The following is a 15,957-nucleotide window of genomic DNA, read 5'->3' on the forward strand; positions in this document are numbered from 1 at the left end:
CCGGCCGCGGCGGGTTTCTTTTGGCCCGCCGGTTAAACCCGGCCGGGTAGCCGGCATCTATGAGAGCAGAAACCACCAACCCCCACTACTCGCATAAACATGAAGACTTCCTCCTGGCTGAAAACCCTGGCGCTTTCCTGCGCCCTGCTGCCCGTCGCCCCGGCCTTCAGTGCCTTCCTCGGGCAGGAACCGGCGGCCTTTGAGCAGGGCGGCCCCGGCAAGCACCGCGGCGGCAAGGGCCACAAAGGCAACCCCGAAATGCGCGCCTACCGGCAGCAGAACGTGCTGCCCGTGGTGCGCCAGCAGCGCCAGAAGCTCGACGCCCAGCTCTCGGCCGCCGACAAAACCCAGCTCGAGGGCTACCGCGCCCAGCTCAAGGCCCTGCGCGAGAAAAACCAGGCCTTCCGCCAAAGCCTGCGCCCGGCCGCCGGCAGCGCCCGCCCCGAGAAAGGCCAGCGCCCAGCCCTGACCGACGCCCAGAAGCAGCAGCTGCAGCAGCTGCGCACCGAGCAGCGCGCCATCATGCAGAACGTGCAGCAGCTAGCCAGCAAGTACGAGGCCACTATCCAGCAACTAGCCGCCGAAGTGCAGCCCCAGCGCGACCAGTGGACTGCCGACCTGAAGGCCCTGCGCGAGAAAAGCCTGACGCCCGAGCAAAAGCAGAAAATGCAGCAGCGCCAGCAGCTGGCCGGCAAGGATGGTAAAGGCCGTAAGGACGGCAAAGGCCCCGGCGGCCAGAATTACTTCGCCCCCGCCCGCTTCCTGCTGATGAGCCCCACCGCTCCGCTGAAAAAAGAGCGTACGGAGCGCGGCGGCCGCGCGGCCCTCTACCCCAACCCGGCCGGCGCCACCCAGCGCCTGGAGTACGAGGTGAAGAAGGAAGGCAGCGTGAAGGTGGAGCTGCAGGACGAGCGCGGCAAAACCCTGCGCACCCTGCTCGACGCCAAGCAGGCCAAGGGCCCACAGACGCTGGAAGTCAACCTCTCGGACCTGCCCCGCGGCACCTACTACTACAAAATCACCGGCAAAAACCTGAGCGAAACCCGCCGTTTCGTGAAGGAATAAGCGCCCAGCACCCCTTCCCGCAGCAGCGCCCCGGCCCATTCGGCCGGGGCGCTGTTTTTTTACGCCTGGCTTTTTCCATTCCGCTGGGCAGCTGGAATTGGCTCGGGCGGAATTTGCGGGCCGGCACCCCTATTTTTACGCCGGGCACGTTGCTGTGCGTACTCTCTTCCGGGGCCGGGCCCGAACCCGTTTATCCGACCCGGCCCATTTTCTAAATCCGCTGATTCGTGCTTCGACTGCTGCTTGCCGCCTGCTCCCTGCTGCTTTCTGCCCTGTTGCTGGCGGGCTGCTGCGGCGCCATATCCTGCGACTGTCAGGACGAGCGCGACGACGCCCTGCTGCTGCGCTTCAGCGCTGACTCGACCGGGGGCACCGGCTTCCGCGCCGCCGAGGTCGACACCGTGCTGCTGGTGCGCCGCGTGCTGCCCCAGGATTCGGTGCGGGGTACCGTGCCCGATACGGCCCGGCTGATTCGGCCCGCGGCCCAGGTCTTCGAGCCGCTGGTACTCGACAACACCACGCCCTTTCCGGCGCGGGCCGGCCGCAAGCTCGACGCCTACCGCTACCACATTGTGCTGCCCGGCCCGCGCCGCCGCTCCCCGGTGCGCCGCCGCTACACGCTCACCGAGCTCAGCGTGGACGGCCGGCTCGACACCGACGGCTGCTGCACCTGCTACGAGAACACGGCCAAGTCGCTGCGCCTGGGCTTGCCCGGTGGCAGCAGCCGGGTGGTGAATGCCTACAGCCCGCCGGGCGCCGCGCCCGTGGTGACGGTGCTGCCGCGCTAAGCCGACCGGTCAGCGGAAAAAGCCACCCCGGGCGCGGCGCCTGCGTATAGCGGTGGGTACGGCATTCCGTACCGCTGCTGCCACTGCTGCCCACCATGCCGACCCCTGCCAAGGATACTTCGACGGCCCCCGCGCCGCCCGCTTTTTACTTTACTACCACGCTCAGCCTCGAGCCCATCATTGCCTGGTGGCAGGCCCGGGCCGACGACGCCAACCCCGGCCTGGCGCTGCTGGCCCGGGGCATTCTGCGCGAGGTGGAGCAGCAGCCCGAGCTGCGCGGCCCCCTGGCCGACCCCCAGAACCTGTCGCCGCGGGCCAGCCAGCTCATCGAGTCGCTGATGGTGGCCGTGTTTCCGCCGGCCTCCTTCGCCACCGACATCATTGGGGCCGTTCCGCCCTTTCAGCGCTACAGCTTCTACCACACCCCGCGCTTTGCCCAGGTGCTGCTGGGCGCCGACCACCGCGTGAAGCAGCCGCTCAACATCGACGTGGCCACTATGGAGCGCCACCTGGTACACATGGTGTATTTCCTGATCATGGAAAAGCTCTACGGCGTGGAGATGCCCGACGCGGGCAACATCATCTTTACCGTGCCCGACTACGGCATGGGCCTGTACCGGCACTACTCGGTGGTGTTCGACTCGGCCTTTCTCGACGTGCACGTGGTGGGCCAGCGCCCCGAGCTGTCGGCCGAGCAGCTCGACCAGCTGGCCCGCAACCCGCGCAGCCTGGAGCTGTGGAGCGAGCTGCTGCCCCCCGAAAATTTCGTACTGGAGGGCTTCAACCTGCTGCACCTGACCGACGTCACCGACCAGGAAATTCTCTCGGAGCTGAAGTACGACCTGCTCGAGCGCGACGTGCTGCAGGCCGCCGACCGCCTCGAGCAGATTCAGGAAAAGCTGCGCGTGCTCTTCGGCCGCCCGGCCCTGCAGCTGGGCATTGCCGCCTACGACGAAAAGAAAAAGGCCTTCGTGGATTTCGGCCGGCGCATCAACCACTCCTTTCTGATGAAGCAGCTGCAGCGCCAGCATGCCACCTCGGGCTTCCGGCGGGTGTACCAGCAGCTCCTGCAGGAGCGCCGCCCCCTGGTGCTGGAAGACGTGCAGACGGCCGACATTCCCGGTGATTTGCGCGAGCAGCTGCTGGGCATGGGCATCCGCTCGATGATTCTGGCGCTGCTGCCCTACGGCGACGACGCGGTGGGTTTGCTGGAGCTAGGCTCCCCCACCGCGGGCGACCTGACGCAGTTCGACCTCGACAAGGTATCGGCGTTTCAGCCCCTGTTTGCCGTGGCCGTGAAGCGCAACGCCGAAGAGCTGCAGACGCGCGTGCAGGCCGTCATCAAGGAACGCTTCACCGCCATTCACCCCAGCCTGGAGTGGCGCTTCACCGACGCGGCCCTGAACCTGCTCGAGAAAATCGACGAGGGCAACAAGAACGCCGAAATGGAGCCCATCGTGTTTCACGACGTGTACCCGCTCTACGGCTCGTTCGACGTGCGCGGCTCCAGCACGGCCCGCAACGAGGCCATTCAGGCCGACCTCATCGAGCACCTGACCCTAGCCAACCGCGTGCTCAAGAAAGCCACCGAGTTTCAGGCCCTGCCCATCCTCGACGAGCTCAAGTTCTACGTCACCAAAAACCTGCGCCGCCTCAAGCAGGGCATATTGTCGGGCGACGAAGTGAGCATTTTTGAGTCGCTGAAATCGGAGGTGGAGCCCTTGTTTCAGTACCTGGCCCAGCACACGCCCGAGCTGCGGCCGGTCATTGGCGAGTACTGGAACAACATCGACCCTGAGCTGGGCATTCTCTACAAGCGCCGCAAGGCCTTCGAGGAAAGCATCACCCGCCTCAACGACACGGTGAGCGACTACCTCGACGAGGAAGACCGCAAGGCCCAGCTGATGTACCCCCACTACTTCCAGCGCTTCAAAACCGACGGCGTGGAGTTCAACGTGTACGTAGGCGCCTCGCTGGTGCACGACAAGCCCTTCGACCTGATCTTCCTGAAAAACCTGCGTCTGTGGCAGCTGCTGGTCACCTGCGAGGTAACCCGCCTGACCCACCGCCTCCGGGACACGCTGTCGCTGCCGCTCGAAACCACCCAGCTCATCCTCATTCACAGCCAGTCGCTGAGTATCCGCTTTCGCGCCGACGAGCGGCAATTCGACGTGGACGGGGCCTACAACATCCGCTACGAAATCATCAAGAAGCGCATCGACAAGGCCACCGTGCTGGGCACCGGCGAGCGGCTCACCCAGCCCGGCTACATTGCCCTGGTGTATGCCCAGCCCCGCGAAGGCGCCGAATACCGCGAGTACATCGACTATTTGCAGGACCGCCACCTGCTTGAGCCCGGCCTGGAAGAGCTGGAGCTGGAAGAGCTGCAGGGGGCCAAGGGTTTGCTGGCCTTGCGCGTGAAGGTGAAGCTGGACTAAGCGCTGCGCCCGGTTTAGTCTCGCTTCAGCCGCTGCTGCACCGTGAGGCGCACCACTACCACCCAGAGCGTGCCGGCGGCGAAACCCGCCAGCACGTCGGTGGGGTAGTGCACGTGCAGGTAGATGCGGCTGAGGCCGATGAGCAAGGCCCAGAGCAGCAGTGCCGCCATGCCGCCCACCCGGCGGCCGTGCTGCCACAGGTGCCAGGCCAGCATGCCGTAAAGCGCCACCCCAATCATGGCGTGGCCGCTGGGAAAGCTCAGGCCCGGCTGCGGCAGCAGGGCCGTGTCGGGGCGCACCCGGCCGAAGTACAGCTTCAGGCCCTGGTTGAACAACGCCGCGCCCGCCACGGCGGCAAACACCTCCACGGCCTCGCGGCGCAGCTTGCGCCACCACAGCAGCGCCGGCAGTAGCAAAGCCACGGCCACAAACCAGCGCGCCGAGCCGAAAAACGTGACGCCCCGCACCCAGTCGGTGAGGCCGGGCCGGGCGGCGCGCAGCTGGTCGAACCAGGCGAAGACGGCCGAATCGAACTGCTCGGGGCCGGCGTAGAACACCAGCCGCGTGAGGTAGAGAAAGCCCGCAAACGAGGCCGCAAACGCCACCATGGCCAGTACCAGCTCGGCGGAGAGCTGCCCGAGCAGGCGCAGCAGAAAGGCAGAAAGGCGGTTCATACCCGGCGAAGTAAGCCAAGGGCCGCCCCAAAACCTACCCCGACAGCCCGAACAAAGCCGCCGGGCCCGAAAAACAAGAAAGCCGGCCCTTGCGGAACCGGCTTTCTATGTTGTGCGGTCGGAGAGACTCGAACTCTCACACCTTTCGGAACTGCCGCCTGAAGACAGCGCGTCTACCAATTTCGCCACAACCGCAACGAAGCATTTCAGTTGGCGTCCCGCTTACCGGGAGTTGAAATGTGATACAAAAGTAGGGCGCGGGGGCGTTGCTGTCAAGCCCGGGGGCAAAAAAACCTGACTGGCTTCGGCTTCCCAACTGACTATCAGGCCCAAATTTTTCAATGCACGTCGATAACCGGGCCGGAGCCGTGCTCGGGACGCACGCGCTTCTTGGTAAACAGCTCCAGCCGCCGCAGCAAGGGCAGCGCAATAAGCAGCCACAGCAGGCCGGCCGCCAAGCCGGCCAGCACATCGGAGGCATAGTGCACCCGCAGATACACCCGCGTGAGGCCGATGAGCAGGATGAGCGTGGTGAGCAGCACCGTGAGCAGCCAGCGCAACGAGCGGTTTTCCACGTGCTGCCACACCAGGTAAATGAGCAGGCCGTAGAACGAGGCCGAAATCATGGCGTGCCCGCTCGGGAAGCTCAGCCCCGAAGCCGAGGTGAGCGGCAGCGCGGGCCGGGGGCGGTTGTAAAAGCTCTTGAGCAGCAGGTTCAGGGTGATGCTGCCCAGGGCCACCACCGGTACCTTGAGCGAGTACCAGCGGTGCCGCCGAATGACCAGGAAGTAGCCGATAACCGTGAGGGCCGCTACCACGATGAAGTTGCGCGAGGCCAGAAAGGTCATGAAATCAACCCAGCCGCGGTTGTCTTCGCCCAGAAACGCGTGCGACCAGCTGAAGGCGGCCTCGTCGAAGCCGACCTGCCCGTCGCCGAGCACCTGCCGGCCCAGGGCCAGGAAAATCACGATGCCCACGGTGCCCACCAGCAGAATCAGGGCAAACTCGGTGACGAACAACGCGGCCCCGGCCACGAGGCGGCGAAAAAACACAGTCATGCGCAGGGAAACGGGGAGGTTTGCTTCCCGCAACGCAAACCGCGCCCCGAAGGATGTGCCGTACCTTGCCGCCCGGCGCCCCTGCCCCCCGCCCCGCTGCCCATGCCGGCTCCCGATTTCAACTCCGTGGCCGCGTTCTACGACCCGCTCGCCCGTTTCGTGTTCGGCCGCACCTTGCTGCGGGCCCAGCAGGCGGTGCTGCTCGCGGGTTTGCCGCCGGCTGCAGCCCGGGTGCTGTTTATCGGCGGCGGCACGGGCCGGGTGCTGCCCGAAGTGCTGCGGCGCTGCCCCGGCGCGCAGGTGCTGTACGTGGAAGCCTCGGCCGAAATGCTGCGCCGCGCCCGCCGCCACCTGCGGCGGGAGCTGCCTGAAGCCGCGGCGCGGGTAACCTTCGTGCACGGCACCGAGGCCGACCTGCCCCCCAGCCCGCCCTGCGACGCACTGCTGGCCTTTTTCCTGTTCGACCTGTTTCCCGCGCCCGAGCTGGCCGCTTTGCTCAAACGCCTGCACCCGCACACCCACCCCGGTACCCGCTGGCTGCTGGCCGACTTTGCCCCGCCGCGCCGCCGCTGGCAGCGCGGCCTGCACGCGCTCATGTACCGCTTTTTCGGCCTGGCCTCGGGCGTGGCGGCCCGGCAGTTGCCCGACGTGGCCACCGCCCTGCACCGGCTGGGCTTGCAGCGCCGCTGGCAGCAGCTGTGGGTTGATGGCCTGGTAGAAGCCGCCGTGTGGAGCGAGCAGCCGCTTGACCACTAGCAGCCTCTCCGGTTGGGCGCAACGCCCGCCGCATTTCGGCGTCTGCTGGGCGCGGCGTACTTTCGGCCGCCACTTTCCCCGCTTGCCATGATGCTCCGCCTGCCCGCCCACCTGCTGCTGGGCCTTGCTTTGCTTGCCACCCCGCTCGTGCTGCGCGCCCAGGCGCCGGTGCAGTACCAAGTTGGGTTTCCCAACGCCGTGCACCACGAGGCCCGCATCACCGCCACCTTCAGCCAGGTGCCCGCCGGTCAGCCCCTGCGCCTGCGCATGGCCCGCTCCTCGCCCGGCCGCTACGCCCTGCACGAGTTTGCCAAGAACGTATACGACGTGCAGGCCACCGACGCCCAGGGCAAGCCCCTGGCCCTGGTGCAGCCCGACCCCTACGGCTGGGACGTGACACCCGGCCCCGACGGCACCGTGCGCTTCAGCTACACCCTGTACGGCGACCGGACCGACGGCACCTACGCCGGCATCGACGCCCAGCACGCCCACCTCAACGCCCCGGCTACCTTCGTGTTTGCCCGCGGCCTCGACCAGCGCCCGGTGGAAGTGCGCTTCGAGCTGCCCGAGGGCTGGCGCGTGGCCTCGCAGCTGCAGCCCGACGGCCCGGTGTGGCGCGCCCCGCACTTCCAGTACTTCATGGACTCGCCCACCTCGCTGGGCGCCCAGCAGGTGCGCAGCTGGACGGAAGGCGGCCAGACCATTGAGCTGGCCGTGCTGCACCCCGGTACCGAGGCCGACCTGGACCGCTTCACCGAGCAAACCAAAAAGGTGGTGAAGGAGGGCGTAGCCGTGTTTGGCGAGCTGCCCCGCTTCGACTTCGGCCGCTATACCTTTATTGCCAACTACCTGCCCCAGGCCAGCGGCGACGGTATGGAGCACCGCAACTCCACCTCGCTCACCGCGCCCCGCTCCCTGGGCGGCCCCGGCGCCCTCGACAACCTGGGCACCGTTTCGCACGAGCTGTTCCACGCCTGGAACGTGGAGCGCATCCGCCCCCGCGACCTGGAGCCCTTCGACTTCGAGCGGGCCAACATGAGCAACTCGCTCTGGTTTGCCGAGGGCTTTACCCAGTACTACGGCGACCTGCTGCTGCGCCGCTCCGGCGTCTTCACCTCCGACCAGCAGTACTGCCAGGAGTCACTCAACAGCCTCGTCAACACCTTGCTCACCTGGCCGGGGCCGGCGCGCAACTCGGCCGTGTACATGAGCCAGCAAGCCCCCTTCGTCGACGCGGCCAAGTCCATCGACCCCAGCAACCGGCTCAACACCTACCAGTCGTACTACACCGTGGGCGGCGCCAACGCCCTGGCCCTCGACCTGCTGCTGCGCCAGCGGTACAAGACCGACCTCGACGCCTTCATGCGCATCGTGTGGCAGCAGCACGGCAAGCCCCAGCAGAACTACGCGCCCACCAGCCCCTACTCCCTGGCTGACTTGCAGCGGGTGCTGGGTCAGGTAAGCGGCGACACGGCCTTTGCCGGCAGCTTTTTCCGAGGCCACATCCACGGCCACCAGTTGCACAACTTTCAGGAGCTGCTGGCCCCCGCCGGCATGGTGCTGCGCCCCCGCTCCACCGCGCCTGCTTTGGGCCGCGCCGGCCAGCTCAGCTTCCAGAACGGCCGCGCCGTGCTGGCATTCAACACCCTGGTGGGCACCCCGCTCTACCAGGCCGGCCTCGACCGCGACGACGAGCTGCTGCGCCTCGACGGCAAGCCCCTTAAGGACGAAAAAGCCCTGGCCAACATCCTGAAAAAGCACAAGGCCGGCGACACCGTGCCCCTGGAGTACCGCTCGCGCGGGCAGGTGCGCACCGTGAGCATTGCCCTGGTGCCCGACCCCAACCTGGAAGTGGTGCCCGCCGAGCTGGCCGGCCAGCAGCCCACGCCCGAGCAGCTGGCCTTCCGCGCCGCCTGGCTGGGCAGCAAGGCCAAGCAGTAACAGGCTTCCGTTTTCAGGTAATCAAGCAAAAAGCGCCGCCGGGTAATTACCCGGNCACGCTCACCAGCAGCACCGCCCAGACGCCGGCTTTGCGCCGCTGGCTGGAAGGGTAGGGGCAGCGCCCCTCCACGCCGGCTTGGGGCGATGAAAGCCCACGACAAAAGCGCCGCCGGGTAATTACCCGGCGGCGCTTTTGTCGTGGGCTTTCATCGCCCCAAGCCGGCGTGGAGGGGCGCTGCCCCTACCCTTCCAGCCAGCGGCGCAAAGCCGGCGTCTGGGCGGTGCTGCTGGTGAGCGTGTCTCCCTGCCGCAGCTTCACGGCCAGGCGGTTGTTGAAGTAGGGCTCCACCCGCTCCACCGCCCCGATGTGCAGCAGCTCGCTGCGGTTGAGCCGGAAAAACTGCGCCGGGTCGAGTTGGGCTTCCCACTCGCTGAGGCTGCCGGTGAGCGGATGCCGCCCGCCCTGCCGGTCCACGGCAAACACCAGCCCCTCCTCGGCCTGCAAATACGCTACCTCGTCCACCGCCAGCAGGTAGAAGCTGTTGCGCTGCCGCACCGTCAGGCGCTGCCGGTAGCTCACCGCTTGACGCCGCAGTGCCGCGCTCAGCTGTTCCACCACGGCCGCCGACAACCCTGCCCCTACCGTTGCCGGCTCGCTCGGGGCCGGCTCAGGCGCGGCGAAGCTGGCTTTCAGCCCCTCGTACTTGCCCAGAGCCGCGGCAAACTGCTCGTAGTTGAAGGGCTTGAGCAGGTAGCCGATGCCGTTGGCCCGGAACGCGGGCAGCAGAAACTGGTCGTAGGCCGTGATGAAGATGATGGGGCAGGTCACGGCCACCTGCTCGTAGAGGCTGAACACGTTGCCGTCGAGCAGCTCGATGTCGGAAAACACCAGCGCGGGCATGGCGTGCTCCCGGAACCAGTTCAGCGCTTTTTCCACGCTGCGCACCTCGTGCACGTCGTCGGTGGGCAGGCCGTAGCGGGCGGCAAACCGCCAAATCTGCTGGGCCGTGAGCGCTTCGTCTTCCAGAATGAGCAGGCGCATGATTAGGGCTTAGGGACTTAGGTTTTAGGGCTTAGCAAACGTGCTTGCCCGGCTTAGCCGACCAGCAGCGGTGCTTCCGCCGGGCGGCGCTGGGTTTGGCGCAGCAGCGGCACGCGCACCACGAAATCGGTACCGCGCTGCACCTGCACCACCTGGCCGGTGAGAATGCGGTAGCGCGCCTGCAAATTCAGCAGGCCCGTGCCGCCCGACTCGGGTGCCCGACGCTTGGGCCGCACCGGGTTGCTCACCTGCAGCGCCTCGGCCTGCACCCGCACCACTACCCGCAGCGGCTCGTCGTCGTCGCCGCGGTTGTGCTTGGTGGCATTTTCAATCAGAATCTGCAGCGTGCCCGGCACCACGTGCAGCCGGGCCGGGTCGGCGCCCGGTGTCAGCTCCACCTCAAAGGCGTAGGCCTCGCCGAAGCGGTGGCGCAGCAAATACACGTAGTCGTCGAAAAAGGCCAGCTCCTCGCCCAGCGGCACAAAATCGGCGTCCTTGTGGCGAATGAGGTAGCGGTAGAGGCCCGCAAACCGGTCGAGGTAGTGGCTGGCCACGTCGGCATCCTGGGCGATGAGCACGTGCAGGATGTTGAGGTTGTTGAACAGAAAGTGCGGGTCGATCTGCGCCTTCAAAGCCCGCAGCTCGCTTTCGGCCTGGGCCTTCTGTGCCCCCAGCAGCCGCTGCTGCGCGTCGTGGTAGTGCTTGCCGGTGAGCACCACCGCCAGCAGTCCGTAGCTGCGGGCGTGGCTCACGGCCCCGTAAAGCAGGGCCAGCCCGCTCCACTTCAGCGGCTGCCCAAACACCCACACCAGCCCCGCCAGGTAAGCCGCCCCGCTCAGCCCGATAAAGCCCGCCAGCAGCGCCAGCCCACCCACCCGCCGCCCCGGCGTGAGCAGCCGCGGCAGCAGTCCGCGCACCGCCAGCAGCACCGTGAGCGTATCGAGTGCTATGGTAAACACGGTCCCCGGCACGGCCCGCGCCCAGCCAAATTCGGGCACGTACTCCAGCAGCAGCAGCGGCGCCACCACCAGCCAGTACACCAGCACCACGCCCGCGTCGGAGCGCCCCACCCAGCGCCCAAAAGCTCCACGAAACAACCAAGCAAGCATATACAACTGGGGCCTGAATGCGGCCGGTGAAGGTAAGCGAAACGGCGGTCCGGCCCCAACCGCAACAGTACTCCAGCCAGTCTGCCGAAAGAAAAAGAGAGGACATACTGAGCTGGCCCAAGCATCTGGTCCTCCCCCCCCGACCCTTCTCCAGAAGAGAGGGGAGCCAGACGAAGCAGGAGCAGAACTTGCCTACGGCGCCTCTCGGGTCGGCTACGCGGACGCCAGTCTCAGCCTGATGCCCTGGCACTTCGGCCCTACGTCGCCTGGCTCCCCCTCTCCCCCGTGTCGCGCATCGAGCGAGGAAAGGGGGCCGGGAGGAGGTCCCTACCGCGGCGGCTCCGTCATGCCCGAGTCGCGCACCAGCAGCAGGTACTGCACGTAGGCCGTGGCCGGCAGCGCCGGGTCGAAGCGCAGCTGCTGGGCGGCGGGCAGGCCCGGGGCGTAGCGCACCTGCACCGGCAGGCGCCGCGCCGCCGCCGTGGGCGCGTCCAGCTTCAGCAGAGTGGTGCTGCCGGGTTGGGTAGCAGCTTTCAGCGCCTCAATGCCCTGCAACATTACCAGCGGCCCGTCGTGGTTGAACTGCGTGGCGGCCGTGTAGGCCTGGCCCGCGGCGCGGAAAGGCGCCGGCAGCTGGGCTGAGGCGTACATCATGCGCGAGCCGGAGTAGGTGCACAGCAGCGACACCACCTTGTCGCGGGCCGGCAGCGTGCTGGCCCGCACCCGGGCCGCGAAGGCCACGTGCCCGCCGAGCGCCGGGCTTTGCAGCACGTGTCCCGTGCCCCACATGCCGTAGAGCTTCTCGCTCTCAAGGTGCAGCAGCGGCAGCACGGCCTGGTAGTTGGCAAACAGCTGCGCCTCCCGCGAGGGCAGCGTGCGGGCGTAGGCGGCGTTGGTCAGCAGGTGCTGCACCAGCCCGTAGTTCGTGCCCAGCGCCCGCCGCGCCGCCCGCTCCTGTTGCCCCAAAGCCTGCTGAGTGCGCAGGGCCACTCCGGCAAACGCCTGCGGCTCCGCGCCGCGCAGCGCCGCCTGCACCGAGTCGAGGCGGCCGTTCAGCCCGGCCGGCAACCGCTTGCTGCCCGCCCGCAGTTCCGCCAGGTAGTCGGCCGCCAGGGCAAAGTCCTGCAGCCCGTCGATGCCCACGAACCGGATGCGGCGCGCGGCCGGCAGGGTCTGGTTCAGCGCCCGGATGCGCTGGACTTTGCGCACGAAATCCTCGTTCCCCCACTGTGCCTGCTGGCGTACCCAGCTGGCAAACACCCGGCGCAGCGTGGCCGCGTCGCCGGTGCCCAGGTAGGCGTTCAGGTAGTGGGCCTTGGCGCAGTCAACCTCGGCCAGGTAGTAGCGCACCCCGGCCCGCTCGTTGAGGTGGCGCAGCAGCGCGAAGTCGATTTCCTGGGGCCGCTGCACCCCGTGCGACTCGCCCAGCAGAAACAGCTGGTTCTGGTAAAACGCCTCGTCGAACAGCCGGAACGCCGGCGTGCCCGGCAGGTCGAGGGTTTCGCGCGGCGCCCCGGCAAACACCGAGTCTAGCGGCAGCACCGCGGCCGTGGCGGCGGCCGGCGCTTGCGCGGAGGCAGTGGGTTGGGCCGAAGCCGGGACATAGCCAAGCAGGGCGACGGAAAGTAGCAGGGGCAGGCGGCGGAAAGCAGGGCAGAAAAGCATGGCGAAGAAGGGTTAGCGGTGAGAACTGCCCCAAACCACGCCCCGCCCCGCCCCTATCGGAAACCTCTTCCCCCGAACCGCCGCAAAAACCCGCTGAACCCCGGCAAAAATCCCACGAGCAGCTACCCTTCGCTCAGGTCACCTCGACCAAGTGCCATGTCACCTTTGCACCTATGCCTTGCCACTTCGACCAAACGCCTTGTCACCTTTACCACAGCCCTTGCCACACTGACCAAGGTCAATGTCACTTCGACCAAGCGTCTTGCCACGCTGACCAAGGCTAATGTCACTACGACCAAACGCCATGTCGCCATGACCAGGGTCAATGCCAACCTTGCACATGACCGTTGCCACCTCGACCAAGGCCATTGCCACTACGACCAAAGCCTATGACGCCTTGACGCCGGTTATTGTCACCTCGACACCCGCCATTCACCTTCTTACACCGGCCATTGACGCCCTTACACCCGTCAATGACGACCTGCCACCAAGCCTTGTCTCCTGCATCGTCGCCCCTCCATCCAAGGCACCCAGCACATCCGTAGCTTTGCCCCCAATCCTCATTGCTCATTGATAAATGTTAATTGATAAATGACCAATGACACCCGCCGGCTCCGCCTGATTTACGCCGTCATCTTCGTCGACGTAGTGGCCGGCGCCGCCTTGGGGCCCATCCTGCCCGAGTACGTGCGCGGCAAAGCCTACCCCCAGCTCTGGCTGACGCTGGGCACCGGCATCTTCCTCGGCATTCAGCTGGTGGCCGCCCCGCTGCTGGGCAAGCTCTCCGATGGCTACGGCCGCCGCCCCGTCTTCATTCTCTCCGCGGCCGGCACCTTCCTGGCCAACTGCCTGCTGCTGCCCGTGCGCACCGGCCTCTACCTGGCCAACCGCGTCTCCGACGGCTTCACCAACGGCATGTACGCCGCCGCCCGCTCGGCCATTACCGACTTGTCGCCGCCCGAGCGCGTGTTCAAAAACCTGGGCATCGAGGGCGCCATCATCTCCCTGGGCTTCGTGCTGGGCCCCATGTGCTCAGGCCTGCTGCTCACCTTCTACCGCATTCCCGAGGGCCGGCAGGCCGCCTACGTGGCCGGCTTTGCCGTGGCGCTGGCCGCCCTCAACATCGGCCTTAGTTTGGCCCTGCGCGAAACCCACGCCGGCCGCCGCGGCGTGAGTTCCGCCGCGCTGCGCGCCGCCCTGCTCGAAGCCGTGAACGTGCACCTGATCTGGCAGCGGCTGCAGGCCAAAAACCAGGCTCACCCCGGCCTGCTGCGCCTGGTGCTCACCCAGGCCCTGTTCACGCTCAGCATTGGCTACTACTTCTACTTCGTGCCCTTCGCCAGCCTCAGCGCCCTGCGCATGGATGCCCGCGCCATCAGCTACTTCTTCATGGCCTTCGGCACGGCCAGCATTGCCATCAACTACCTCTTCTACACCTACGTGGCCGACCGCATCAACCAGCGGCGCGCCATTTTCTGGCTGGCCTTGCTGGGCGTGCCCGTGCTGGTAGCCTACGGCCTGGTGGGCTCCTCCCAGGTCGCGCTCTACGTCATCGTCGCCTTCGACTGCCTCACGCTCTCGCTCATTCAGGGCCTGCTCGAAGGCCTGCTCGCCCAGCGCACCACCGAGGCCGACCGCGGCGAAATCTTCGGTCTCAACCAGGCCGTGCAGGGCCTGGCCAGCTTCGCCGGCACCCTCGTCTTCGGTCTCCTGTCGGTGGTCGATCTGCGCCTGCCCTGGGCCTGGTTTGCCCTCTGCCTGGCCGGCGTAGCCTGGCTTTCGCGGTTCTTTATTACTTCTCCCACAGCAGAAGCCGCCCCGCCGCCCATAGAATCAGAAATATGACGCCAAGGATGGTAATACGGAGGCCATGCACCCGATCATCAGCGGAAAAAGCTTGTACGGTCTCGCCGTTTGGCAAAGTGCGCTTGTGCGAGTAGAGATGCCAGCCAATGATGATACCAAGCAGTCCGCCTACACACGCCGAAACATAACCCAGCATAATCCAGATGGGCTGTTTTTCCTCGGGCTTGGCCAGCTCCGCATTGCGGTGTTGCAGGAGTAGTTGCACGGTATCAGGGTTCAGGTCGTGGCCTCGGTCCCGTAAAATGCGTTGGGCCAGTACGAAATCTAGCTTGCTCCATTCATCGGGCCGCACCAAGATGCCCATCAGCTCGTCGTCGGTGAACCGAAACAGGTAATGGTCAGGATCCACGGAAGCAGCCAATTGCTCATTGGCCTGCTCTTCGAGCTGGTGGACGCGGGGAAAATCCTGCCCCCGCAATTTTACCTCGCAGTGCCGGTGCACCTCATTGAAAGCAAAACTTGGGTCAGCCGCCGGCTGCACCAAAACGGTTTCGTAAGGGATGTTGTGTTCCTGTAACAAGCTCAGTAAGCCCTGAGATGCTTCAAGGGAAAGAAATTTTTGATAGGTCAGGAAACCATCATTCATACAACTTTCGAGGCAGGTGATTGGAGCCTGGGCGAGGTTAACAAAAGCACACAAGTTTACCAGGGAGGCGCGTGCGGGTTAGGCACAAATAGCCAGGCCCTACTTGCGCCGGCCAAACAGGCGCAGCAGGTACAGAAACAGGTTCACAAAGTCGAGGTACAGCGTGAGGGCCCCCAGCACGGCAGCCTTGCGGTCGGTTTCCTCGTCGTCGAGGCCGATGAAGGCCAGCTGCTTCACCTTCTGGGTGTCGTAGGCCGTGAGGGCCACAAACAGCAGCACGCCCACGTAGGTGGTAATCCAGTACAGCATTTCGTTGGCCCAAAACAAATTCACCAGCGAGGCAATGACCAGCCCGATCAGCGCCATGAACAGCAGGTTGCCCCAGCTGCTGAGGTCGGTGCGGGTGAAGTAACCGTAGAGGCTCATCGCGCCGAAGGTTCCCGCCGTCACGAAAAACGTGGAAGCCAGCGAGCCGGTGGTGTATACCATGAACACCAGCCCCAGCGTGAGACCGTTGAGCACCAAGTAGGCGGCAAAGGCGCCCACTGCCTGCCGGGCCGGCATGGCGAAGATGCGCGCCGACAGCCAGCCCACCACAAACACCTCGAGCAGCAGCAGCCCCCAAAACACCAGGCGGTTGCCGAACACCAGCTCCTGCAGCTCGGCGGAGCCGCCCACCACCATGGCCACGCCGCCGGTCAGGGCCAGCGCGCCAGCCATCCAGCCGTACACCTGCGTCATGAACCGGGCCTGAATGGCAGCGGCTTCTTCGGCCGTAAGCAACAGCTGCGGGGGCTGCTGATTGACTTCCTGGGGTATGGTTTCGTCCATCATCAAGCGCGGTAGCAGGGGTAGCCAAGGGTGAGGTTAAGCAAAAGCGCGGGCAAAGTAGTTGTTTGCGCCCCGGCCGCCAACCCGTGTCATGGATCAATTACCATCTATCATCGTTCCCTTGTACCCGACCCCGCA

General features: G+C 66.1%; 14 protein-coding genes and 1 tRNA gene. 7 read left to right on the top strand and 8 right to left on the bottom strand.

Features of this window, described 5'->3' with window-relative positions; genetic code table 11:
• Positions 1-99: 99 nt before the first annotated feature.
• From ACE191_RS08815 to ACE191_RS08825, 3 genes are all read left to right on the top strand, one after another.
• Positions 100-1,065, top strand: coding sequence for a T9SS type A sorting domain-containing protein (locus tag ACE191_RS08815; RefSeq protein ID WP_400191830.1), 966 nt, complete (start codon positions 100-102; stop codon positions 1,063-1,065).
• A gap of 227 nt (positions 1,066-1,292) precedes the next feature.
• Positions 1,293-1,853, top strand: a complete 561-nt coding sequence (locus ACE191_RS08820) for a hypothetical protein (RefSeq protein ID WP_400191831.1) — start codon at positions 1,293-1,295, stop codon at positions 1,851-1,853.
• A gap of 95 nt (positions 1,854-1,948) precedes the next feature.
• On the top strand, positions 1,949-4,291 hold the full coding sequence (locus tag ACE191_RS08825; protein ID WP_400191832.1) for a GAF domain-containing protein: 2,343 nt from the start codon (positions 1,949-1,951) through the stop codon (positions 4,289-4,291).
• A 14-nt stretch (positions 4,292-4,305) separates the two neighbouring features.
• Here the strand turns inward: ACE191_RS08825 and ACE191_RS08830 are convergent, their stop codons facing one another.
• From ACE191_RS08830 to ACE191_RS08840, 3 genes are all read right to left on the bottom strand, one after another.
• Entirely contained in the window at positions 4,306-4,965 is a 660-nt protein-coding gene (locus tag ACE191_RS08830; RefSeq protein WP_400191833.1) for a phosphatase PAP2 family protein, read from the bottom strand.
• 113 nt (positions 4,966-5,078) lie between these two features.
• Positions 5,079-5,160, bottom strand: a tRNA-Leu gene (locus tag ACE191_RS08835).
• A gap of 143 nt (positions 5,161-5,303) precedes the next feature.
• Positions 5,304-6,023: a phosphatase PAP2 family protein gene (locus tag ACE191_RS08840; RefSeq protein WP_400191834.1), complete on the bottom strand. Its 720-nt coding sequence runs from the start codon at positions 6,021-6,023 to the stop codon at positions 5,304-5,306.
• 102 nt (positions 6,024-6,125) lie between these two features.
• On the opposite strand from ACE191_RS08840, the gene ACE191_RS08845 reads away from it, so the two are divergent.
• Both ACE191_RS08845 and ACE191_RS08850 read left to right on the top strand, forming a co-directional pair.
• Entirely contained in the window at positions 6,126-6,779 is a 654-nt protein-coding gene (locus tag ACE191_RS08845; RefSeq protein WP_400191835.1) for a methyltransferase domain-containing protein, read from the top strand.
• Between the two features lie 87 nt (positions 6,780-6,866).
• Positions 6,867-8,720, top strand: coding sequence for a M61 family metallopeptidase (locus tag ACE191_RS08850; RefSeq protein ID WP_400191836.1), 1,854 nt, complete (start codon positions 6,867-6,869; stop codon positions 8,718-8,720).
• Between the two features lie 241 nt (positions 8,721-8,961).
• Here the strand turns inward: ACE191_RS08850 and ACE191_RS08855 are convergent, their stop codons facing one another.
• From ACE191_RS08855 to ACE191_RS08865, 3 genes are all read right to left on the bottom strand, one after another.
• Positions 8,962-9,762 carry a LytR/AlgR family response regulator transcription factor gene (locus tag ACE191_RS08855; RefSeq protein ID WP_400191837.1) on the bottom strand — a complete coding sequence of 267 codons (801 nt, stop codon included), beginning with the start codon at positions 9,760-9,762 and terminating at the stop codon, positions 8,962-8,964.
• Between the two features lie 53 nt (positions 9,763-9,815).
• Positions 9,816-10,871 (bottom strand): sensor histidine kinase, encoded by a 1,056-nt coding sequence (locus ACE191_RS08860; protein ID WP_400191838.1) that lies wholly within the window; start codon positions 10,869-10,871, stop codon positions 9,816-9,818.
• Positions 10,872-11,198: 327 nt separating this feature from the next.
• Positions 11,199-12,536, bottom strand: coding sequence for a hypothetical protein (locus ACE191_RS08865; protein WP_400191839.1), 1,338 nt, complete (start codon positions 12,534-12,536; stop codon positions 11,199-11,201).
• A gap of 340 nt (positions 12,537-12,876) precedes the next feature.
• Between ACE191_RS08865 and ACE191_RS08870 the strand changes: the two genes are divergently transcribed.
• Together ACE191_RS08870 and ACE191_RS08875 are read left to right on the top strand one after the other, a co-directional pair.
• Positions 12,877-13,110 (top strand): hypothetical protein, encoded by a 234-nt coding sequence (locus tag ACE191_RS08870; RefSeq protein WP_400191840.1) that lies wholly within the window; start codon positions 12,877-12,879, stop codon positions 13,108-13,110.
• Between the two features lie 17 nt (positions 13,111-13,127).
• Positions 13,128-14,381, top strand: a complete 1,254-nt coding sequence (locus tag ACE191_RS08875) for an MFS transporter (protein ID WP_400191841.1) — start codon at positions 13,128-13,130, stop codon at positions 14,379-14,381.
• Here the strand turns inward: ACE191_RS08875 and ACE191_RS08880 are convergent.
• Positions 14,329-14,988: a hypothetical protein gene (locus tag ACE191_RS08880; protein ID WP_400191842.1), complete on the bottom strand. Its 660-nt coding sequence runs from the start codon at positions 14,986-14,988 to the stop codon at positions 14,329-14,331. The genes ACE191_RS08875 and ACE191_RS08880 overlap by 53 nt on opposite strands.
• A gap of 99 nt (positions 14,989-15,087) precedes the next feature.
• Positions 15,088-15,822, bottom strand: a complete 735-nt coding sequence (locus ACE191_RS08885; RefSeq protein ID WP_400191843.1) for a Bax inhibitor-1/YccA family protein — start codon at positions 15,820-15,822, stop codon at positions 15,088-15,090.
• Positions 15,823-15,957 lie beyond the last annotated feature (135 nt).

The organism is Hymenobacter sp. B81, assembly GCF_044628455.1.
GTDB lineage: Bacteria > Bacteroidota > Bacteroidia > Cytophagales > Hymenobacteraceae > Solirubrum.